General features: G+C 60.0%; 23 protein-coding genes. 4 read left to right on the forward strand and 19 right to left on the reverse strand.

The features are described from left to right. Positions 1–23: 23 nt before the first annotated feature. From N5D22_RS15030 to rplU, 14 genes are all read right to left on the reverse strand, one after another. Entirely contained in the window at positions 24–536 is a 513-nt protein-coding gene (locus tag N5D22_RS15030; RefSeq protein WP_279656545.1) for an RNA pyrophosphohydrolase, read from the reverse strand. Between the two features lie 46 nt (positions 537–582). Next, positions 583–1,782, reverse strand: a complete 1,200-nt coding sequence (locus N5D22_RS15035; RefSeq protein ID WP_279656544.1) for a divergent polysaccharide deacetylase family protein — start codon at positions 1,780–1,782, stop codon at positions 583–585. A gap of 62 nt (positions 1,783–1,844) precedes the next feature. Continuing rightward, entirely contained in the window at positions 1,845–3,173 is a 1,329-nt protein-coding gene (locus tag N5D22_RS15040; RefSeq protein ID WP_035265249.1) for a S41 family peptidase, read from the reverse strand. Next, the gene (locus tag N5D22_RS15045; RefSeq protein ID WP_279656543.1) at positions 3,163–4,560 is read right to left on the reverse strand and encodes a murein hydrolase activator EnvC; all 1,398 of its coding nucleotides are present in this window, start codon (positions 4,558–4,560) and stop codon (positions 3,163–3,165) included. Before N5D22_RS15045 ends, N5D22_RS15040 begins: the two co-directional genes overlap by 11 nt. A 159-nt stretch (positions 4,561–4,719) precedes the next feature. Beyond that, positions 4,720–5,202, reverse strand: coding sequence for a 23S rRNA (pseudouridine(1915)-N(3))-methyltransferase RlmH (gene rlmH, locus N5D22_RS15050; protein ID WP_279656542.1), 483 nt, complete (start codon positions 5,200–5,202; stop codon positions 4,720–4,722). Between the two features lie 158 nt (positions 5,203–5,360). After that, on the reverse strand, positions 5,361–5,849 hold the full coding sequence (gene rsfS / locus N5D22_RS15055) for a ribosome silencing factor (RefSeq protein ID WP_279656541.1): 489 nt from the start codon (positions 5,847–5,849) through the stop codon (positions 5,361–5,363). 69 nt (positions 5,850–5,918) lie between these two features. Further along, positions 5,919–6,542 carry a nicotinate-nucleotide adenylyltransferase gene (locus N5D22_RS15060; RefSeq protein WP_279656540.1) on the reverse strand — a complete coding sequence of 208 codons (624 nt, stop codon included), beginning with the start codon at positions 6,540–6,542 and terminating at the stop codon, positions 5,919–5,921. 3 nt (positions 6,543–6,545) lie between these two features. Further along, the gene (locus tag N5D22_RS15065) at positions 6,546–7,832 is read right to left on the reverse strand and encodes a glutamate-5-semialdehyde dehydrogenase (protein ID WP_279656539.1); all 1,287 of its coding nucleotides are present in this window, start codon (positions 7,830–7,832) and stop codon (positions 6,546–6,548) included. Then, entirely contained in the window at positions 7,825–8,994 is a 1,170-nt protein-coding gene (gene proB, locus N5D22_RS15070) for a glutamate 5-kinase (protein WP_279656538.1), read from the reverse strand. Before proB ends, N5D22_RS15065 begins: the two co-directional genes overlap by 8 nt. Next, complete coding sequence (gene obgE / locus N5D22_RS15075) at positions 8,991–10,061, reverse strand: GTPase ObgE (protein ID WP_035265258.1); 1,071 nt, start codon at positions 10,059–10,061, stop codon at positions 8,991–8,993. The genes proB and obgE overlap by 4 nt, the downstream gene beginning before the upstream one ends. Before the next feature lie 168 nt (positions 10,062–10,229). After that, positions 10,230–10,823, reverse strand: a complete 594-nt coding sequence (locus tag N5D22_RS15080; protein WP_279656537.1) for a GNAT family N-acetyltransferase — start codon at positions 10,821–10,823, stop codon at positions 10,230–10,232. Continuing rightward, the gene (locus N5D22_RS15085) at positions 10,820–11,452 is read right to left on the reverse strand and encodes a GNAT family protein (protein WP_003505256.1); all 633 of its coding nucleotides are present in this window, start codon (positions 11,450–11,452) and stop codon (positions 10,820–10,822) included. Before N5D22_RS15085 ends, N5D22_RS15080 begins: the two co-directional genes overlap by 4 nt. A gap of 131 nt (positions 11,453–11,583) precedes the next feature. Beyond that, positions 11,584–11,853, reverse strand: coding sequence for a 50S ribosomal protein L27 (rpmA, locus tag N5D22_RS15090; protein WP_003492686.1), 270 nt, complete (start codon positions 11,851–11,853; stop codon positions 11,584–11,586). Positions 11,854–11,893: 40 nt separating this feature from the next. After that, a complete protein-coding gene (gene rplU / locus N5D22_RS15095) occupies positions 11,894–12,208 on the reverse strand; it encodes a 50S ribosomal protein L21 (RefSeq protein WP_065114387.1) in 315 nt (104 codons plus the stop codon). Positions 12,209–12,538: 330 nt separating this feature from the next. Between rplU and N5D22_RS15100 the strand changes: the two genes are divergently transcribed. Then, complete coding sequence (locus N5D22_RS15100; protein WP_003492693.1) at positions 12,539–12,979, forward strand: metallopeptidase family protein; 441 nt, start codon at positions 12,539–12,541, stop codon at positions 12,977–12,979. Between the two features lie 17 nt (positions 12,980–12,996). Here N5D22_RS15100 and N5D22_RS15105 read toward each other — a convergent pair whose 3' ends face one another. Together N5D22_RS15105 and N5D22_RS15110 are read right to left on the reverse strand one after the other, a co-directional pair. Continuing rightward, positions 12,997–13,203 carry a DUF1737 domain-containing protein gene (locus tag N5D22_RS15105; protein ID WP_279656519.1) on the reverse strand — a complete coding sequence of 69 codons (207 nt, stop codon included), beginning with the start codon at positions 13,201–13,203 and terminating at the stop codon, positions 12,997–12,999. Further along, positions 13,200–14,111, reverse strand: coding sequence for a CoA ester lyase (locus N5D22_RS15110; RefSeq protein ID WP_279656517.1), 912 nt, complete (start codon positions 14,109–14,111; stop codon positions 13,200–13,202). Before N5D22_RS15110 ends, N5D22_RS15105 begins: the two co-directional genes overlap by 4 nt. 110 nt (positions 14,112–14,221) lie before the next feature. On the opposite strand from N5D22_RS15110, the gene N5D22_RS15115 reads away from it, so the two are divergent. The 3 genes from N5D22_RS15115 (at position 14,222) to leuB (ending at position 16,557) form a co-directional block, all read left to right on the forward strand. After that, positions 14,222–14,452, forward strand: coding sequence for a hypothetical protein (locus N5D22_RS15115; protein WP_279656515.1), 231 nt, complete (start codon positions 14,222–14,224; stop codon positions 14,450–14,452). Between the two features lie 165 nt (positions 14,453–14,617). Further along, positions 14,618–15,223 (forward strand): 3-isopropylmalate dehydratase small subunit, encoded by a 606-nt coding sequence (gene leuD, locus N5D22_RS15120; RefSeq protein WP_065114390.1) that lies wholly within the window; start codon positions 14,618–14,620, stop codon positions 15,221–15,223. 221 nt (positions 15,224–15,444) lie between these two features. Beyond that, positions 15,445–16,557 carry a 3-isopropylmalate dehydrogenase gene (gene leuB / locus N5D22_RS15125; protein WP_279656509.1) on the forward strand — a complete coding sequence of 371 codons (1,113 nt, stop codon included), beginning with the start codon at positions 15,445–15,447 and terminating at the stop codon, positions 16,555–16,557. On the opposite strand, the gene N5D22_RS15130 is transcribed toward leuB, so the two are convergent. The 3 genes from N5D22_RS15130 to cobA form a co-directional block, all read right to left on the reverse strand. Continuing rightward, a complete protein-coding gene (locus N5D22_RS15130) occupies positions 16,538–17,788 on the reverse strand; it encodes a cytochrome-c peroxidase (RefSeq protein ID WP_279656507.1) in 1,251 nt (416 codons plus the stop codon). The genes leuB and N5D22_RS15130 overlap by 20 nt on opposite strands. 221 nt (positions 17,789–18,009) lie before the next feature. Continuing rightward, positions 18,010–19,326 (reverse strand): cobyrinate a,c-diamide synthase, encoded by a 1,317-nt coding sequence (locus N5D22_RS15135; RefSeq protein WP_279656505.1) that lies wholly within the window; start codon positions 19,324–19,326, stop codon positions 18,010–18,012. Then, entirely contained in the window at positions 19,323–20,111 is a 789-nt protein-coding gene (cobA, locus tag N5D22_RS15140; RefSeq protein ID WP_279656504.1) for a uroporphyrinogen-III C-methyltransferase, read from the reverse strand. Before cobA ends, N5D22_RS15135 begins: the two co-directional genes overlap by 4 nt. Positions 20,112–20,148: the final 37 nt, after the last annotated feature.

The following is a 20,148-nucleotide window of genomic DNA, read 5'->3' on the forward strand; positions in this document are numbered from 1 at the left end:
AAAGGCGGCCTTGGCCGCCTTTTTTATTTGCCGGAAAGGTGCTGGAACTCCGCCACGACTTTTTCATAGACCGCGCGCTTGAACGGCACGATGAGTTCCGGCAGGCTTTCCATCGGCTTCCAGTCCCAGGCGTCGAATTCGGCCGAATGCCCGGTGGGCGGCGGATCGATCTGGATTTCTCTTTCATCCCCCTCGAAGCGGAACGCGAACCAGCGCTGCGCCTGGCCGCGATATTTGCCCTTCAGGCCGATGCCGATCAGTTCCGGCGGCAGATCATAGTGAATCCAGTCGCTCGCTTCCGCAAGCAGGGTCACCGTTTTCATGCCCGTCTCTTCGTAGAGTTCGCGAATGGCGGCCGTCAAAGGCCGTTCGCCGTCATCGATACCGCCCTGCGGCATCTGCCACAATTGCGGTGAGCCGTCATATTCGGAATTGCCTTCCTTGATACGCCGGCCGGCCCAGACGAGGCCTTGAGCATTCAGAACCATTATTCCCGCACAGGGACGGTAAGGCAAATCTTCTGCTTTGATTGTCATGGGAAACCCGCACTGTCTCAACGCCGGAAATGGCCGCAGGCAAGGTTTACTGCCCCGCCTGCCCGGAAACAAGCGCGGAAACGCCGACAATCTCGATGCCGCGCCCGCCCGCCTCACGCGACCATTTCGAGATAGCCGCAACGCTTTCATCGAAGGCCGACGCCACACCGATCGCCTGACCGTTACGCCGTGCAATTCGCTCCAGCTCGTCCAGCTTGCGCAGAATGGATGCTTCGGTGACTTCGCCGTCGAGCAGAAGATCGGCAAAACCCTGTGGAGCGGAAATGGCCTTCGCAATTCCGCCGCTCAGCGACTGCGCCGAGGAGCCGTCATCCAGAAACAGCAGGCCACGCTTGCCGATGTCGCGCATGACAGGCTCCAAGGCCGCCTGCTCCGCAAGAAAGCGCCCGCCGAGATAGTTCATGATGCCGGTATAATTGGTGATTTTCGCCATGGAACGATGCAGCCGGTCGATATTGACCTTGGCTGGATCACCCGCCAGCAATGTGTCCGGGCCCGGATTGGTGCCCGGATAGCCGAAGGGTTCCAACGGAATCTGAAGAAGAATTTCATGTCCCTGACGGCGCGCTTCCTGCATCCAGCGCTGCAGGCTGTTGCCGCTGGCGGCAAAACCGAGCGTCACCTCCGGCGGCAGTTCCCGAATTGCTTTTTGCGAGCCCGTCTGGCTGAGGCCCAGCCCGCCGACCACGATCGCAATCCGGGTGCCGCGTGCACCAGACCAGGGCCGGGCATATTGCTCCATCGGCCGCAGACCATCAGCACCGACGACAGGCAATTTGCCGAATGCGGTTTCTTCCAGCAGTTCCTCATTGGGCCGTGTCGCCATGCGCGGATCCTGCCCATAGGTCTGGCCGCTCATCAGCACCGGCCCGTCTGTCTCACGGGAGCGAGGGGAATAAACCGATACGACATTGCCATCAGGCATCGTCTCGCGACTGATAGTGGCGCCTGACCTCCCGCTTTGCGGCTGGAGACCGGCAGTGCCGCCGGCGGCCGACACATCGGCCGGCGCGCTTTCAGGTATCTTTTCAGCAAGCTGAGGCTGTACATCCGGCCCGGTTGCCGTCTTCTGTAAATTGCCGGGTGAAAACGCCGTATAAACGGACAGGCCGCCAATCGACAGAACAGCAAGCGCCGACAGAACCATAATGACGGAAAAGCGCCGGTTGATACCGGCGCTTTTTTTCTGACGACCCAGAAGCGGTTTTCGCAGGTCCGAAGGCAATGAACGATCCGTCCAAACGGTTGGGCAATCGAGATGATGCGCCGGTCAGCCGGCGCACCGTCTTACTGCTTGTTGACCACAGCCTTTTCGGGGTTCGGCGGGAAAGACGGATCCGTCTTGGTGCCGCGCAACAGATCCAGCGCATAGTTGAGCTGGATGTCGTCCTTGGCTTCCGGCGGCACGTAAGCGGAAGAACCCGAACCTTCGTCGGTCTCGCTCTGTCCCTTGATATGGCCGGAAAGGCCGGATTCACCTTCGGTGGTCACCTTGCCCTGCAGTTCGGGCGGCAATGGCTGCTCCACCTTGATGTCGGGCTCGATACCCGTGCCCTGGATCGATTTGCCCGACGGCGTGTAATAAAGCGCAGTCGTCAGGCGCAGCGCACCCGCCTCGCCGAGCGGAATGATCGTCTGGACCGAACCCTTGCCGAAGGAGCGCGTGCCGACCACGGTCGCACGGCGCAGATCCTGCAGCGCACCGGCAACGATTTCCGAAGCCGAAGCCGAACCGCCGTTAACGAGCACGATTACCGGCTTGCCATCCGTCAGATCGCCAGCCGTCGCGTTGAAGCGGCGGGTCTCATCGGGGTTGCGGCCACGGGTCGAAACGACCTCACCACGCTCGAGGAAGGCGTCGGAAACATTGATCGCCTGATCAAGCAGACCGCCCGGGTTGAGGCGCAGGTCGAGGACATAGCCCTTCAGCTTGTCGGCCGGCACGTCAGCCTTGATCTTCTTGATCGCCTTTTCGAGATCGTCATAGGTCTTCTCGGTAAAGGAGATGACGCGCAGGTAACCGACATTGTCACCTTCGACACGGGACTTGACGGCCCGCACCGCAATGACATCGCGCATGACGGTGAATTCGAGCGGCTTGTCGGCGCCCTGACGGATGATCGTCAGCTTGATCGGCGTCTTCACCGCGCCGCGCATCTTTTCGACCGCCTGCTCCAGCTTCAGGCCACGAACCGGCGTACCGTCAATTTCCGAAATGAAGTCGCCGGCGAGAATGCCTGCGCGGGAAGCCGGCGTGTCGTCGATCGGCGTGATGACTTTGACGAGCTCGTTCTCCATGGTCACTTCAATGCCGAGACCGCCGAATTCACCCTTGGTCTGGGTGCGCATGTCGTTGGCATCCTTGGCATTCATGAAGCTCGAATGCGGATCGAGAGAGCTGAGCATGCCATTGATGGCGTTCTCAACCAGCTTCTCGTCATCCGGCGGCGTCACATATTGTGCGCGCACGCGCTCGAACACGTCGCCAAAGATCGACAGTTCCTTATAGGTCGAAGGCCCGGCCGCCTGTGCCGGCATGCTCGCCGAATAAATCACGCTCATCGCCGTGGCGCCCATAAGCCCACCGATAAGGAGAAGCGAAACCTTACGAATCATTGTGCGCCCTTCCGGTATTTTTTGCGGTCCACCACGGTTGGGAATCAACCGGTACACCATCTTTCCTGAATTCAATGTAGAGCGTTGGCCTGTCGGTTTCCAGCGCCAATGCTGCTGCACTCGCTACTCTTTTTGCACCCATGGAGGCGATGGGCTCTCCGGAGAACACGAACATTCCCTGCCGCGTCCTCACATTGTCCATGCCCGTCATCACCACATGATATCCATCACCCGTATTGAGGATGATCATTCGGCCGTAACTGCGAAAATCTCCGGCAAACACCACAAAGCCGTCTGCAGGCGCCGTCACGATGGCTTCCGGCCCGCTCGCGACGACAATTCCCTTGGAAAAGTGGCCCGTTCCGTCCGCATCGCCGAAGCGCCGCAGCACCTCGCCGGTCACCGGCAACTCCAGCTTCCCCTTCAAACTCGCGAAGGGATATGCGGGCGCAATGCGGTTTTTATCGGGCATTCCAGCCTCGGCCGCGGCCCGCTCCTTCTCGCGTTCCGCCTCGGAAAGACGGGCCAGTCGCTGCTCTTCCGCCCGCGCCTTTTCCATCGCCTCACGCACCGAGCTAATCTCGCCTTCGAGCGAGCTGACCAGCCCCTCAAGGCTCGTCGCCTTGCTCGCAAGCTCTTCGGATCGCTTGCGTTCCGCCTCCAGCTCCGCTGCCGTCTGGGTGTTCTTGCGGTCGTTTTCGGCAATCAGCAGGTCGAGGCGCTTTTCCTCTTCCAGACTTGCCGTCATCATACCCGTAAGATCGTCCTTTTCGCGAGCGATTGCCTGCCTGACATCGGTCAATTCTTTGAGAGCGGCGACCAGCTTGTCGGTTTCACCGCGAATGCCGGGCACGACCGCGCCGAGAAGAATGGCGCTTCGCACGGACGCAAGCGCATCCTCCGGCGAGACGAGAAGGGCGGGGGGCGGGTTTCTGCCCATGCGCTGCAGCGCTGCCAGAACCTCCGCCAGCACGCCGCGTCTTTCCCGCAGCGACGCCTTGACGCCATCCTCGCGAACCGAAAGCTTGGCGAGACGATCCTCGCCGTCACTGATCTTCGCCTCCAGCGCCTTGCGGCGGGCAGCAGACGCAATCAGCTCCTCCCGGATGCGCGCACTGTCCTGGTTGAGGGAAGAGATGCTTTCCTCAAGCCTCCTTGTCTTGTCTTCCGAAAGGCCGATGCTGTCGACCAGCTCCTCCAGATCCTGCCGGTTCTGGTCGCGGCGCTTCTCCAGCGTCTGCAGCGCATCCGGCGATGAATCCTCGCCTGCCACCGGGATGGCGCCCGCATCGTCGCGCGAATAGGTCGGACCGCTCCCCATGACGAAAGCAGCAATAACCGCGCCCGCAAGGGCAGCGTGCCGTTTTCGTTGAGGCCTGTTGTCCATGTGAACTTTCTTTGATGCCGAAGCAGAAGCGCCGATATTAGGGATTTTGCCGCGATCTTCCAAGAGGCCCTGGAAAGGCCGCTGCCAAAGCCGTGCGCTGTCAGCGGTGTCGCGGAGCTTCATGTTGAAATTGAGACAATTCTCCGAATCGAAACCCGATCAAACGCGATGATAGGGATGGCCGGAAAGGATCGTGACGGCACGGTAGAGCTGCTCGGCGATCAAGATACGAACAATCTGATGCGGCCATGTCAGCTTGCCGAGATTGAGAACAGCGGTCGCTTTCTCGTAAAGCGCGGGATCGAGCCCGTCGGCTCCGCCAATGGCGATCACAAGGTCACGCTTGCCGCTATCGCGCAGATCGCCAAAAAAGGAAGCAAAGCCGGGACTATCAAGCGCCTTCCCGCGCTCGTCCAGCAGGATGAGGGCCGCTCCGTCAGCCAGATATTTTTCCAGCATCGCGGCCTCTTCACGCTTGCGGGTCTCGGCATTGGAAGCGCGGCTTTCCGCAACCTCAATCACCCGCGAAAACTCCAGCCCGATCGCCGGGCCGGTCTTTGCCAGACGCTCGATATAACGGGCCGCAAGATCCTTTTCAGGGCCGGATTTCAGCCGTCCCACCGCAAAAATTGAAATCCGCATCGCAAACCTGCATTCGTCGTGACCCAACAGGGTCCCGCTCTTAACAGCATAGTCTGCGGATTCCTATGCGGCCGGTCTGATTTCCGGCCAGAGGCGCCGTTTCCGAAGTCAGGTAGATCTTCGGCAAAAACGATGCACTCGCTCAAAGGCTCACCGCATCAATGCAGCGTCTCTTCCAGCATGTCCGGCGTCGCCCACATTTTTTCAATGTTGTAGAAGGCGCGGATTTCCGGGCGGAACACATGAACGATGATGTCGCCGGTATCGATCAGCACCCAGTCTCCGGTCTCGAGACCTTCGACGCGGGCGTTGCCGAACCCTTCATCCTTCATGTCTTTCAGAAGATGCTCGCAAATCGCCGAAACATGCCTGTTCGACCGCCCGGAGACCACGACCATGTAGTCCGCAAGCGCCGATTTTCCGGCAATGTTGAGAGAGACGATATCTTCAGCCTTGGAGTCCTCGAGGCTCGCGAGGACGGTTTCGAGGGCATGGCCGGCGGCATCGGCGCCACTGTCCTGGCCCTTCGGGATAGCAACAAATGCTCTTCCCTTGGCGTGTACTGTTGTCAGAGGTTTTCCTTTCCAAGAATGACAAAACAGGCACTGCGCGACGCGATTCTCTGCGTCACACAATGAAGGTGGCATCAAAGCATTAACTTTTCAAGATATGGACCCTCTGGCGGCTGGCCCATACATCATTTGTGATCGAGCGTGTCATTTGCGGCCGTTGCGCAGCGCCGTGGAGCTGAGCGTGGAACGCGGCCCATGGATGAAAACCCAGGCGGGAGCGCGTTTTTTCCACAAAACCCCGGCATCGTCCTCGTCTATCCGCGCCTGGCTGAAAGCCTGCGCCATGGTGGAGGAGAGATAAGAGAGTGTGGAGCCTGGCCGGTCGATTACCGCAATCGGGAAGGTCTCGGCGATGGTGCGCCATTTCTGCCAGCGATGGAAGCTCTTCAGATTGTCAGCCCCCATGATCCAGATGAAGCGCACATGCGGGTTTTTTGCCTTCACCTTGGCGAGCGTATTGGCCGTATAGCTCATGCCGAGTGACTTTTCGAACGCCGTGACCTTGATGCGCGGATCGTGAACCAGCTTTTCGCAGGCGGCGATGCGATCTTCGAGGGACGCCAGTTCCGAACGGCTTTTCAGCGGATTGCCCGGTGTGACGATCCACCAGAGCTGGTCGAGACCGAGCCGGCGCAGCGCAATCTCCGCCACGAGCGCATGGCCGGCATGCGGCGGATTGAAAGAACCGCCAAACAGGCCAACGACCATGCCGCGCTCCACATGCGGCATGGTGAGGTAACGTCTGTCGAGGCGCTTGTCAGCCGGCAAATATCAGGTCCGTGTCTGGCCGGTGCCATGCACCCGGTATTTGAACGAGGTAAGCTGTTCGACGCCAACCGGGCCCCGAGCATGCATCTTGCCGGTGGCGATGCCGATTTCCGCGCCCATGCCGAATTCGCCGCCATCGGCAAATTGCGTTGAAGCATTGTGCAGCAGAATGGCCGAATCGAGTTCGTTGAAGAAACGAGCGACCACATCGGGATCCTCGGCGATCACCGCCTCGGTATGGTTGGACGAATAGGTGCCGATATGCTCTATCGCACCCGAAATACCCTCCACCACGGCGACCGAAATGATCGCATCGAGATATTCGGTGCGCCAGTCCTCTGCCGTTGCCGGCGCCAGACCCGCCACCACATCGCGAACGGCCTGCGAACCGCGCACTTCGCAACCGGCTTCGATCAGGGCATTGACCAGCGGCGTAAGATGCGTGGAAACGGCGGCGGCATCCACCAGCAATGTCTCAGCTGCACCGCAAATGCCGGTGCGGCGCATCTTGGCATTAACGACGATACGTTTCGCCATGTCGAGATCAGCGGACCCATCGACATAGATATGGCAGATACCTTCCAGATGCGCGAAGACCGGAACGCGGGCTTCCGATTGCACCCGGGCCACGAGGCTTTTGCCGCCGCGCGGCACGATAACATCAACCGTGCCGTTCAGGCCGCTGAGAAGCGCGCCGACGGCAGCACGGTCGCTCACCGGCACCAGCTGAATGGCGTGCTCGGGAAGACCGGCAATCTTCAGGCCTTCCACGAGGCAGGCATGGATAGCACGCGATGAATGTTGCGAATCCGAGCCGCCGCGCAGGATCACGGCATTGCCCGCCTTGAGGCACAAGGCACCGGCATCCGCCGTCACATTCGGGCGGCTTTCGTAGATCACGCCGATGACGCCAAGCGGCGTGCGCACGCGCTCGATCTTCAGCCCATTGGGGCGGTCCCAGGCGGCGATGACTTCGCCGACCGGATCAGACAGCGCCGCAACCGAACGGATGCCTTCGGCAATACCGGCGATCCTTGCATCGTTGAGGGTCAGCCTGTCCACGAAGGAAGCGGCAAGGCCTGCACTTTCCGCCGCGGCCAGATCTTTCCTGTTGGCGGCAAGGATCGCATCCCTGGATGCCTCGATTGCGGAGGCCATGGCAAGCAGCGCGCGGTTCTTCTGGTCTGTGCCGGCGATGGACAACGGTCGTGAAGCAGCTTTCGCCTGAGCGCCGATGGTCATCATCAGCGCGTCGATGTCATGGCTCTGCTTCACGGCCTGTTCAGGCATGGACCTCATCCTTCTTCACATCTTTAACTTTGACGGCGGCGCCGGTCATCACCAGATCGTCGCGATGGATCATGGCCGCCCGCCCGATATAACCGAGGATCGCCTCGATCTCATTGGACTTGTGACCGATGATGAGGCGCGCTTCTTCCGCGTCGTAACCCGCAAGGCCGCGCGCGACTTCGCGGCCTTCGACGCCGATAATGGCAATCGCATCGCCGCGCCCAAAATTGCCCTTCACCTGCCGCACGCCTGCGGGAAGCAGGCTTTTTCCGGCATAGAGGGCTTTTTCCGCGCCGGCATCGACATGGATTTCGCCGGCCGGCTGCAATTGCCCGGCAATCCAGGTCTTGCGCGCCGTCACCGGCGTGCCCGAAGGCGCGAACCATGAGGAGCGCTCGCCGTTTTCAATAGCCTTCAAAGGATTAAGCGTCTTGCCGGAAGCGATGATCATGCCGCAACCGGCAGCGGTCGCGATCTTGCCCGCATCGATCTTGGTGCGCATGCCGCCGCGCGAAAGCTCGGATGCCGCACCGCCTGCCATGGCCTCGATTTCGGGCGTAATATCGGCAATCGTCTCAAGGAATTTCGCGTCGGGATCGAGATGCGGCGGAGCCGTGTAAAGCCCGTCAATATCCGAAAGTAGCACCAGAAGATCGGTGCCCGTCATGGTCGCCACACGCGCCGCCAGACGGTCATTGTCGCCATAACGGATCTCGGTGGTCGCAACCGTGTCGTTTTCATTGATGATCGGGATGGCGCCGATCTTCAGCAACTGGTTGATGGTGGCGCGCGCATTGAGATAACGGCGACGCTCTTCGGTATCGGAGAGCGTCAGAAGAATCTGGCCGGCGACGATCTCATGTCTCGACAGACTTTCCGACCATGCCCGCGCCAGCGCGATCTGGCCGACAGCCGCCGCCGCCTGACTTTCTTCCAGCTTCAATGCACCGGAGGGCAGGCCAAGCACGGTGCGGCCAAGCGCGATGGCGCCCGAAGACACAACCTGCACATCCGCACCGTTTTTCTTCAGCGCGGCGATATCCTCGCAGATGGCGTCGAGCCAGTCTTTCTTGAGACCGGTCTTCCGGTCCACCAGAAGCGCCGACCCGATCTTGATGACGATCCGGTGATGGCTCGCCAGCGGCTTGCGCGTCAGGCTCATAGACGGTCGTCCTCTTCCTCGGCCTCGCTGTCCTCATGCGGCATCGACCGGTCGGGCAGGGCGGTTTCGCCGCCATTGCTCGCCGAGACGATGACATCGCGAAGGGCGCGCAGCGCTTCCGTCATGCCGATATGGGCGGCAGCGGAGAGAAGTAGCGGGGGACGGCCGCAGGCCTTCTCCAGTTCCTTGGCCTTCTTTTTCAGCTCTTTTTCATCGAGCACGTCGATCTGCGACAGCGCCACGATTTCCGGCTTGTCGGTCAGCCCGCCGCCATAGGCGTCCAGCTCGGCCTTAACCGTCTTATAGGCCTTGCCCACCTTCTCCTCCTGCGCGGAAACGAGATGCAGAAGCACGCGGGTACGCTCCACATGGCCGAGGAAACGGTCACCGATGCCCACACCCTCATGCGCGCCTTCGATCAGGCCGGGAATATCGGCCAGCACGAATTCACGGCCATCGATGGTCGCGACGCCCAGGTTCGGATGAAGGGTGGTGAAGGGATAGTTGGCGATCTTCGGTCGCGCACGGGTGACCGTCGCAAGGAACGTGGATTTACCCGCATTGGGCAGACCGACGAGACCGGCATCGGCGATCAGTTTCAGGCGAAGCCAGACTGTCTTTTCCTCGCCCGCGAGGCCCGGATTGGCATGGGTGGGGGCCTGGTTGGTCGACGACTTGAAATAGGCATTGCCGAAACCGCCATTGCCGCCGGCAGCAAGACGAAAGCGCTGGCCTTCTTTCGTCAGATCGACGATCAGCGTTTCATTGTCTTCCTCGAAGATCTGCGTACCAACGGGCACCTTCAGCACCACATCCGAACCCTTGGCGCCGGTGCGGGTCTTGCCCATGCCGTGCTGTCCGATGGAGGCCTTGAAATGCTGCTGGAAACGGAAGTCGATCAGCGTGTTGAGGCCGTTGACCACCTCAACCCAGACATCGCCGCCGCGTCCGCCATCGCCACCGTCAGGACCGCCGAATTCGATGAATTTTTCGCGCCGGAAGGAAACGGCGCCCGCGCCGCCGTCGCCGGACTTGATATAGACTTTTGCTTCATCGAGAAATTTCATCGGACTGCCGTTCTGTCGGTTTGCGGACGCAACAATCTTGCCGTTGCGTCGAACAAAAATATCGTCGTTTCGAATACAAGCGCTTCTTCACGAGGTCAAAGACTATCGTGCGGGAAGCCCATGCGCGAGACAAGGCCGGTTTGGATCAAACCGGCCTTGCAATGCTCCTCAAGTACGATGCGGCTGAATGAAATCCTCAGCCGTGATCTTCGTACCGATATGCGCCACCATGGCGGCGCGCGCCGTGGCGTAGACCTGGTGGCAACCGGTCACCCGGAAGCCGAGTTTTTCCTGCACGCGCAGCGAGGCGGGATTATCCGCAAATACGCCGGAATGAAGGGTCACTCCCGGCATGCGGCGGAAGAACCGCTCGACCACGGCGGCCACCGCCTCGGTCATGTAACCCTTGCCCCAGTAGAAGCGGTTCAGCCAATAGCCGAGATGCCACTCGCCATGCCGCAATTCCACCGAGACGACGCCGATCAGGGTATCGTCGCCGCTGGTAATGGCGAAATCCCAGTCGGGCAGGGTGCCGGAGGTGCGCAAGACCAGCCATTCCAGCGCATCCTGCCTGTGGTAGGGCGCGGGAACACGGGCCAGCATTCTGGTCACGGCGAAGTCGCCAAGCGATTCCGCAATGCTGCCGGCATCGGAAAGCCGCTGCGGCCGCAGCACCAGGCGCTTTGTCTCGATGACAGGGCAGGGGCCGGGCGGCGCCACGGCAGTGGCGGCGCGGCGACGGGTAAGCTCAATCGTGCTCATCCCATATCCCCCCAGCTCTTCAGCGAAACCCAGGTCTTGCGGTCCAGCCTGTACCATTCGACCGGCACCATGCCGCCGAGCGCCAGCGAACCGACCATGCCGGAGCCCTGGAACTGGAAACCGCACTTCTGGATGACGCGTCGCGAAGCGATGTTGGTGACCCGGCAACGGGCATCGATCTGGTCGATTTCACGCGTACGAAAGGCCATGTCGATCAGCGCATGCGCCGCTTCCGTCATGTAACCCCGGTTCCAGTAGGGTTCCCCCAGCCAGTAACCGATTTCCAGCGTCTTTTCATCTTCCTGGGGTTCGAGCGCGCAGCAGCCTAAAAACTCGCCATTGTCCATGCGGGTAATCGCATAGACGCACTTGCCAATCTCGCCAGCTTTGGAGCGTCGCACGAAGTCCGCGGCGTCTTTGGCCGTGTAAGGGTGCGGCATACGCGACACCATGGTCGCGATATTGGCATTGTTGGCAAGATGGGCAAGGGCGTCGATGTCTTCTTCGTGAGGCTTGCGCAAAACCAGCCTCTGCGACAGTAAAACGGGGCAATCGCTCCTCGACCGATCGGGCCTCGGCCGTTCCTCGGGTGACCGTGATTGGTCAACCCTCAACAATTCAGCTTGCATGGTTCAGTCCCTCCATGAGGTTAAAGAAAAAGGGGAGTTGGGTGGTGCCCCATCTCCCCTGTTTTCTTGACTGAACCTGATACGTCTCAGCCGGGTCGATGGGACACCGGCTGCATATGACGCTTACCGGCTTATTCTGCGGCTTCCGCTTTCGGGGCCACGGATACGAATACGCGGCCGTTGGCCTTCGTGCGGAAGTTCACGTTACCTGCGGTCAGTGCGAAAATCGTGTGGTCCTTGCCGATGCCGACATTGGCGCCCGGATGCCACTGCGTGCCGCGCTGACGCAGAATAATGTTGCCTGGAATGACGGCTTCGCCGCCGAACTTCTTCACGCCAAGGCGCTTGGATTCGGAATCGCGACCGTTACGCGAGGAACCGCCAGCTTTTTTGTGTGCCATTGGAGTTCTCCTTTAAACCTTGTTTCCCGTGTCGCGCCGATCAGGCAGCAACGATGTCCGTGATGCGGACGACAGTGTGATGCTGACGATGGCCGCGCGAACGCTTGGAGTTCTGACGACGACGCTTCTTGAAGGCGATGACCTTCTTGCCGCGATTGTGCTCGACAACTTCAGCCTTGACGATGGCGCCCTTGACGAAGGGAGCACCGATCTTGGCGTCGGCGCCTTCGCCAACAACGAGAACTTCGGTGAATTCTACAGTTGCGCCTGCCTCTGCTTCCAGCTTTTCGATGGTCAGCACGGCGTCGGCCGCTACGCGGTACTGCTTACCGCCGGTCTTGATGACTGCGAACATTTTTTATCCTTTCATGTTCGTTCCGGCTCTGCCCGCAAATGCAAGCTGGCCGTCTTTTTATCAGTCGGAGTAGCGGAAATCCGTCAGGGCTGAATGCCCCTTTGAATGTCTGCCGGTGAAGCCGCCTTTTGAGGGGCGGAATAAACAGAAGGCGCACTACGCCATCAATTTGGGTGCCGATTACGCGAGACGCCCGTTTATGTCAAGATGACGACGGCTTGAAAAGTAACTGTAACGCCAAGAATTTCATGCTTTTTCGGCGGGTGAAGCAGTCGGGTCTCGAAATTTGTCCAGCAAGTGTTTATATGGGCCTTCCAACAAGGAGCAGAAATGGCCCGCATAGACCAGACCGACGATTGGCGGGACCGCCATGCGCCGACACTTTCCGCCTTCGAGTCGCTTGCGATCGAGGCATATGGCCACCTGCCGGAAGAATTTCGCGCACTGACAAAAGATCTCATCATCGAGATCGCCGATTTTCCGACCGATGACGTGTTCGAGGACATGGCGCTCGAAACCCCCTTCGATCTTCTCGGACTGTTCGAGGGGCGCGGCATCTCCGAACGTTTTACCATGGAAACGGGCGAGATGGTCAACCGCATCACGCTTTATCGCCGTCCCATTCTCGATTACTGGGCCGAGAACGAGGAAACACTTGGTGATATCATCACCCATGTCCTGATCCATGAAATCGGCCATCATTTTGGCCTGTCGGATGACGACATGGAGCGGATTGAGGAAAGCGCCGACGAGGCCGCGGCGGAGCGTTAGCCCCGCCTGCGGCGCATTTATTGCTCGCCGAGTTTCATGTCCGGATGGTATTCCTTGCCTTCGACCGTCTTGGTCACGGCCTGGCCGCAATGCATCACGCCGCTTGCGGCGTTGAAGGCGTAGCTCGGTGAACCGGCGAGCTCCCATCCCTTGTTCAGCGCCTCGGTGACCCGGTGACAGAATTTCGCGTCGTCCGGACCGGTTATGAAACGATAGACTTTCACGTCCTGTTTGCCTTTCTTTGTGCGATGATATCGGCCATGGCGACCAGCCTTTCGGCCTGCCCCACATGCAGCCGCTCGATCATGCGACCGTTCATGTTGATGACGTTCAATTCCACAGATTCGGGTTTTGCGAAAGCGGCAATGATCTCGCGGGCTTCCGCAACCGCTGCCTCATCCGGCGCGAAGTGTCGGTTGGCCGGCTCGATCTGGGCCGGATGGATCAGCATCTTGCCATCGAACCCCATGGCGCGACCCTGCTCACATTCGGCTTCGAAAGCGGCGATATCGCGAAAGTCGTTCGAAACGCTGTCGATGACATCCAGACCATAGGCGCGGGCGGCAAGCACCACCTGCATCATCCAGGGTACGAGATAAGTGCGTCCGGGAAGGGCCGGCACCCGCGTCGCCTTACGCAGATCGTTGAGCCCGATGACAAAAGCCGAAAGCCGGGCATCCGGCGTATGGGCCGCGTCAGCAATAGAGGCGGCATTCAGGACACCAAGCGGCGTTTCGATCATCGCCCAGATTTTCAGGTGCTCCGGCACATCCGCCTCGGCCAGAAGATCGGCCACCTCGTGAATATCGGCCGGCTGCTCCACCTTCGGCAAAAGAATTGCATCCGGCCGGCAGGAAAGCACAAGCCGCAGATCCGCCTCGCCGTCCGGCGTGGAGAGCGGGTTGATGCGGATAATGATCTCGTCCCTGGCAAAAGGCGCTTCCGAAAACAGCTTCTCCAGATTGTTCCGCGCCTTGCCCTTCATATCGGGCGCGACCGAATCCTCCAGATCGAGGATCACTGCGTCACAATCGAGATCGCGGATTTTTTCCAGTGCCCGAACATTGATGGCCGGAACGGAGAGCAGCGACCGGCGGGGTCTCACAAGAATATTTTCGGAAAAATTGGCCATGCCGCACTTGTGTCAAGCTTTTGTGACATCTGCAAGCTGACAATCCACTGAATCCTCTTGCAAGCCGGAAGAAGAAGGCCCACATTCGTCTGGATAGAAAGGTTTGGATCATGCAAGGCATACGTTCGTTTTTCATCGCCGCATCCGGCATTGCAATTCTGGCGATAGTCGCCCTTTTCACCGCGTCGCTCACAGTCGCTTTCATCGGCGTGCTCGCGGTCCTCAGCGCTGCCCGCCTGCTTTCCGCGCGTCTGAAGCCGGCCCCCATTCCGGTCAAGCCCCGCAACCAGCGCGACATGCATGTCTGGAACGACGGCAAGGGCACGATTATCGATCTCTGAGATCGTTTAATCCGGTCAAAACGCCAGTACGCCGCGAGAGGCGTACCGAAGAACGCGGGTTTGCGCTTCTAAAGCGCCGAGTTTTGCAGTATTTCCCGGCAGAGAACATCCGGTAGGCTCTTGCCCGTGCTGGATTTCGTTCAAGGGAAACACGGGAAGCGACAGATGGAAAAATTCACCAAGCTGACGGGCGTTGCCGCGCCCATGCCGGTGGTCAATATCGACACCGATATGATCATTCCGAAAGACTATCTGAAGACCATCAAGCGCACCGGCCTCGGCAAAGGCCTCTTCGCCGAGTCGCGCTACCTAGAGGATGGCTCGCCCAATCCGGATTTCGTACTGAACAAGCCCGCCTATCAGAACGCCCAGATTCTTGTCGCGGGCGACAATTTCGGCTGCGGCTCCTCGCGCGAACATGCGCCATGGGCGTTGCTCGATTTCGGCATCCGCTGCGTGATCTCCACCAGCTTCGCCGATATCTTCTACAATAACTGTTTCAAGAACGGCATCCTGCCTGTCGTCGTCAGCCCAGAGAATCTCGAAAAGCTCTTGGACGACGCATCGCGCGGATCGAACGCCGTCCTGTCCATCGATCTGGAACGCCAGGAAATCAGCGGCCCGGATGGCGGCACAATTACCTTCGAGATCGACGAATTCAAGCGCCATTGCATGCTGAACGGGCTTGATGATATCGGCCTGACGCTGGAACATTCCGGCGCCATCGACACGTTCGAAAAGGCAAACGCCTCTGTCCGCCCCTGGGCCTGACCACATTTCCGCTCTTCAAAAAAGCCGATCCCGTACCAAACAGTACCGGATCGGCTTTTGCTTTGCTTGAAAAGCCCTTGAGGCGGAGATAAGAAGCCTCCGATCCCGTCCGGCTGCGACACGATTTGCCATGTGCAGGACGGAATGAGTTTGACGCCGCGTTCGCCGCAATCGAAAACCCTTCAGGATGTTTTCCGGCGCGCCGCCCAAGGAGGGTTTTCATGACAGTTCGTTCGCTTTTCCTTCTGCCCGGTGACGGTATCGGCCCGGAGGCCATGGCCGAAGTCCGCAAGCTGATCGATTACATGAACAGCACGCAAAATGCCGGCTTTACCGTCTCGGAAGGTCTGGTCGGCGGCTCCGCCTATGACGCCCATGGCGTGGCGATTTCCGATGCGGATATGGAAAAGGCGCTTGCCGCCGATGCGATCCTGTTCGGCGCCGTCGGCGGCCCGAAATGGGATGGCGTTCCCTATGAGCATCGCCCGGAAGCCGGCCTGCTGCGTCTGCGCAAGGACCTCGAACTCTTCGCCAATCTGCGCCCCGCCATCTGCTACCCGGCACTTGCCGCCGCTTCCTCGCTGAAGCCGGAGCTGGTTGAAGGCCTCGATATCCTTATCGTCCGCGAGCTGACCGGCGGCGTCTATTTCGGCGAACCGAAGCAGATCATCGATCTCGGCAACGGCCAGAAGCGCGGCATCGACACACAGATCTACGACACTTTCGAGATCGAGCGCATCGCCAGCGTCGCTTTCGAACTGGCCCGCACCCGCGACAACCGCGTCTGCTCGATGGAAAAGCGCAACGTGATGAAGTCAGGCGTTTTGTGGAACCAGGTGGTCACCGAAACCCACGCCACCAAGTTTAGGGATGTTCAGCTGGAACATATGCTGGCCGATGCCGGCGGCATGCAGCTGGTGCGCAAGCCCAAGCAGTTCGACGTGATCGTCACCGACAACCTCTTCGGCGACATGCTCTCCGACGTCGCCGCCATGCTCACCGGCTCGCTCGGCATGCTGCCTTCCGCATCGCTCGGCGCACCGGACGCCAAGACCGGCAAGCGCAAGGCCATGTATGAGCCTGTGCACGGTTCGGCCCCTGACATTGCCGGCAAGGGCGTCGCCAACCCGATCGCCATGATCGCGTCCTTCGCCATGTGCCTGCGTTACTCGTTCAACATGGTGGATGAGGCAACAAAGCTCGAAGCAGCGATCGCAAACGTGCTCGACAAGGGCATCCGCACTGCCGACATCATGGCCGAGGGCAGCCGCCAGGTCGGCACCTCCGAAATGGGCGATGCGGTTCTCGCCGAATTCAAGGCGCTTTCGGCGTAACGCTTGACGAAACCGGCTGGGCAGGCGGCGCGTTCGCCTGCCCATCATCCTTTGGCAGAAGATGCTCATATCTTTTGTCAGTCAGCGTCTTCAGAAAGGCGACAATGGCGTCCACGCGCTTGTCGTCCAGCGCCGGTGCGGATGTCAGTTCCGCCATGGCGATATTTTCAGGCACTTCCGGCGCATCCCACGTCTTGCCCGTTTCCGGATTGATCTGGCGGCTCGGCTTCTTGCTTTTATATTTCACGTAAAACAGCACCACCGTGCGTAAATCCTTGAACACGCCATTGTGCATGTAAGGACCGGTGACGGCGACATTACGCAGCGTCGGCACCTTGAACTTGCCGCGCTGAGCGGCATCGCCGGCAACTTCAGGATTTTGCGCCAGACCCAGATCGACCGCGTCCGGCTTGGAGCCGTTGACGGCCCGAACCGATATATTGGCGGGAACGCCGATATTGAAATATTTGTGGTTGGTGAAGAGGCCGTCTTCCAGGCCTTTAGCGCCACGGATTTCATGGCAGGTATTGCAATTGGTAAATTGCGTCGAGGAGATCAGCACCCGGCCCAGCTCTTCCTGATCCGTCAGCTTTTCTTCACCGCGCAGGAAGCGGTCATATCTGGAATCGAAGGTGGAGAATTCATCCGACCGCTCGAAACTCGCCAGCGCCTTGGTCATCGCGGCATAGGCGGTGTCGTCGCTCTCAAAAACATCCTTGCCGAACTGCGTGCCGAAGGCCGCGACATAATCCGGATTCTCCTTGAGCCGTTTCACGACGGCAGCCTTGTCCGGCATGCCCATTTCGAGGGGATTGAGCGGTGGACCGCCGGCCTGATCCTCCAGCAGGGAGGCACGGCCATCCCAGAACTGCCCGCCAACATATTCTCCCGCAGCATTCCTCCCGAAAGGCGGCGTGAAGCGGGCATAGGCTGCAGTCGGAGCATTACGATCGCCCAGTGAAATACCGTCATCGCCAAGCGATACATCCCGCCCCACCTCGTCGCTCTCCCGCGCATCGGAAAAACCGGCGGCCTGCATATGGCAGGTGGAACAGGCCATGGTGCGGTTCATCGAAAGATTGGGATCGTCGAACAGCGCAGCACCGAGTTTTTCCAAGGTGCCAAAATCTTCACCGCCATGAGCAGCCGTGCCATCGAACCCGGTGCCCAAAGGTGCCAGCAGAATAGTCGCGGCGAGAGCGGCAGAGAGAAAAAATCCAGGCTTCATCATCGGTAGGCACGCTCGACATAAATGCGCGATAGCAGGTTCGGACCAGGAAAAAAGAAACGGCTTTCGGTCCCGCACGCTTCACCGGACATGGATCACGCGAGATAACTCCGCTTTTCCGCGCCGTATAAGCGACCTATAGCACTTATCCGTGATCTGAGCCTACAAACTTTCGCAGCTCGCTCCACTTTGCCGCAGGTCGCCCGGGCCAAAATCGCAGACGATCAGCCACCTCTTGCGATGGCATGGAAAAAAGTGCCCGAGACAAGACCTCTTCTGCCCCCCGATGGTCCAAGCGGTCGGCCCTGGCCGTCAGCAATATGGGCGAAAGGCTCATCGCTGCCGGGATCGGTGACCCGGGCATAATGAAATTCATGGCCGCACAGAATATCGCCCGCCATGCCGAGCGGGCCATTCGCAGCGATTGTGGCCTGCCGGTAGCCCAGATTCATTTTGCGCGTCGCGAAACTCGTGGCATGCGACAGAAGGCCAGTCATTGCATGGGTCACGCCGCCAGCATCTTCCAGCGCCTCGCCCAGCACCATGTAGCCGCCGCACTCGCCATGAACCGGCCTTGTCGCCGCAAAACGGATGATCCCTGCCTTGAAACCGGTCGCGCCCGCGAGTTTTCCGGCAAAAAGCTCCGGATATCCGCCGGGCAGCCAGCAGATATCGCAACTCTCGTCGGGCGCCTCATCTGCCAGCGGCGAAAACGGCACGATCTCGGCCCCGGCCGCGTGCCAGTGCTTCCTGAGATGCGGATAAAGGAAGGTGAAAGCCGCGTCTTCCGCCAGCGCAATGCGCTGCCCGGGGGGGTCTATCGCCGCATACAGCGAGCCGGACGGTACATTCACCGGCGCGGCGAGTGAAAGCAGGGCATCGAGATCGATGGATTTTTCCATGGCATCCGCGAGCCGCTCGATATGGGCATCAATCTCCGGGTGTTCGCTCGCCTGCACCAGCCCCAGATGCCGTTCGGGCAGGATGAGCGACGGATCACGCATTACGCAACCGGCCACGGGGAGGCCGATCTTTTCGATGGCCTCCGTGCACAACGTCCGGTGTCTTTCACTGCCGGCCCGGTTGAGCACCACCGCCGACATGGTAACGGTCGGGTCGTAATGGGCAAAACCATGGGCGATGGCGGCGGCCGTCTGCGACTGGCCCGACACATCCAGCACCAGAAGCACGGGAATGCCGAACAGCCGCGCCAGATCTGCAGCTGAACCGGTGCGGTTTTCCGCCACGGGAATACCGTCGAACAGACCCATGGCGCTTTCGATCAGAATAAGCTCCGCATCCTCGGTCTGCTGCAAGAACAGGTGCCGCAACAGGTCCGGCTTCATGGCCCAGCTGTCGAGATTGAGGCCCGGCGTGCCGGTGGCGAAGGCGTGAAAACCGGGATCGATGTAATCCGGCCCCGTCTTGATGCCGCGCACCTTGATACCGCGTCGGGCAAAGGCTCGGAGCAGGCCGATGGTCACGCTGGTCTTGCCGGACCCCGAGCGCGGTGCGCCGATGATGATCGCCCGCGCCGTCATGCCCCTGAAACTCCAAGCCGTTCGCGCATCGAAACAATCTCGCCGATGACGATCAAAGCCGGGGCTTCGAAATTTTCGCGATGTGCATCGTCAGCTATGCTTTCCAGTGTTCCGATGAAAATACGCTCCTGCGCCGTCGTCGCCGACATGATAACCGCAACCGGGGTAGTGCCCGAACGCCCGCCTTGCATCAGCAGTGCCGCGATCACGCCGATATTTTTCAGTCCCATATAAACGACGATGGGTTCCTGCGTTTTCGCGAGCGCCGGCCAGTCGAGATCCTCCTCAGTGCCCGCAGCATGACCGGTGGCAAGCGTCACTGCGCGGCTGATGCCGCGCATGGTGGCGGGAATGCGCGCAGAAGCGAGAGCCGCAAGCGAAGAGGTCATGCCCGGCAATATGCGAAAGGGAATGCCGGCGCGGACAAGCGCTTCCGCCTCTTCGCCACCCCGGCCGAAGATGAAGGGATCGCCGCCCTTCAGCCGCAGTACCTTTTTGCCCTGCCGGGCAAAATCGATCAGCGAAGCGGTAATGTCGTCCTGAGTCGCGGAGGGCTTGCCGCCCCTTTTACCCGCAAATACGATTTCCGCCTGCGGACCGAGCGCGACGACATCGTCGCTCACCAGCGCATCGCGCACGATGATCTCGGCCTGAGACAGCGCCAGCGCCACTTCCAGTGTCAGATAACGCACATCGCCAGGCCCCGCGCCCGCAAGCCAGACGTGACCGGCCTCGAAGACCGGACCTTTTGCGGCGATGCTGTTCAAAATCTGCGCTATCGACATTCTTTTTTGGCTGCTTTTTTAACGATGACGGAAAAAG

The sequence above is a fragment of the Agrobacterium sp. GD03872 genome, from assembly GCF_029840625.1.
Classification (GTDB): domain Bacteria; phylum Pseudomonadota; class Alphaproteobacteria; order Rhizobiales; family Rhizobiaceae; genus Agrobacterium; species Agrobacterium fabrum_A.

Bases quoted from the DNA above. Each gene is read 5' to 3' on its own strand.
- cobA (WP_279656504.1), bottom strand. From the start codon at position 20,111: ATGTCGATAGCGCAGATTTTGAACAGCATCGCCGCAAAAGGTCCGGTC.
- rplU (WP_065114387.1), bottom strand. From the start codon at position 12,208: ATGTTCGCAGTCATCAAGACCGGCGGTAAGCAGTACCGCGTAGCGGCC.
- leuD (WP_065114390.1), top strand. From the start codon at position 14,618: ATGGAAAAATTCACCAAGCTGACGGGCGTTGCCGCGCCCATGCCGGTG.
- N5D22_RS15115 (WP_279656515.1), top strand. From the start codon at position 14,222: ATGCAAGGCATACGTTCGTTTTTCATCGCCGCATCCGGCATTGCAATT.
- N5D22_RS15065 (WP_279656539.1), bottom strand. From the start codon at position 7,832: ATGCCTGAACAGGCCGTGAAGCAGAGCCATGACATCGACGCGCTGATG.
- rsfS (WP_279656541.1), bottom strand. From the start codon at position 5,849: ATGCCACCTTCATTGTGTGACGCAGAGAATCGCGTCGCGCAGTGCCTG.
- obgE (WP_035265258.1), bottom strand. From the start codon at position 10,061: ATGAAATTTCTCGATGAAGCAAAAGTCTATATCAAGTCCGGCGACGGC.
- N5D22_RS15135 (WP_279656505.1), bottom strand. From the start codon at position 19,326: ATGACGGCGCGGGCGATCATCATCGGCGCACCGCGCTCGGGGTCCGGC.
- leuB (WP_279656509.1), top strand. From the start codon at position 15,445: ATGACAGTTCGTTCGCTTTTCCTTCTGCCCGGTGACGGTATCGGCCCG.
- N5D22_RS15110 (WP_279656517.1), bottom strand. From the start codon at position 14,111: ATGGCCAATTTTTCCGAAAATATTCTTGTGAGACCCCGCCGGTCGCTG.
- N5D22_RS15130 (WP_279656507.1), bottom strand. From the start codon at position 17,788: ATGATGAAGCCTGGATTTTTTCTCTCTGCCGCTCTCGCCGCGACTATT.
- N5D22_RS15085 (WP_003505256.1), bottom strand. From the start codon at position 11,452: ATGCAAGCTGAATTGTTGAGGGTTGACCAATCACGGTCACCCGAGGAA.
- rpmA (WP_003492686.1), bottom strand. From the start codon at position 11,853: ATGGCACACAAAAAAGCTGGCGGTTCCTCGCGTAACGGTCGCGATTCC.
- N5D22_RS15100 (WP_003492693.1), top strand. From the start codon at position 12,539: ATGGCCCGCATAGACCAGACCGACGATTGGCGGGACCGCCATGCGCCG.
- proB (WP_279656538.1), bottom strand. From the start codon at position 8,994: ATGAGCCTGACGCGCAAGCCGCTGGCGAGCCATCACCGGATCGTCATC.
- N5D22_RS15040 (WP_035265249.1), bottom strand. From the start codon at position 3,173: ATGATTCGTAAGGTTTCGCTTCTCCTTATCGGTGGGCTTATGGGCGCC.
- rlmH (WP_279656542.1), bottom strand. From the start codon at position 5,202: ATGCGGATTTCAATTTTTGCGGTGGGACGGCTGAAATCCGGCCCTGAA.
- N5D22_RS15080 (WP_279656537.1), bottom strand. From the start codon at position 10,823: ATGAGCACGATTGAGCTTACCCGTCGCCGCGCCGCCACTGCCGTGGCG.
- N5D22_RS15045 (WP_279656543.1), bottom strand. From the start codon at position 4,560: ATGGACAACAGGCCTCAACGAAAACGGCACGCTGCCCTTGCGGGCGCG.
- N5D22_RS15030 (WP_279656545.1), bottom strand. From the start codon at position 536: ATGACAATCAAAGCAGAAGATTTGCCTTACCGTCCCTGTGCGGGAATA.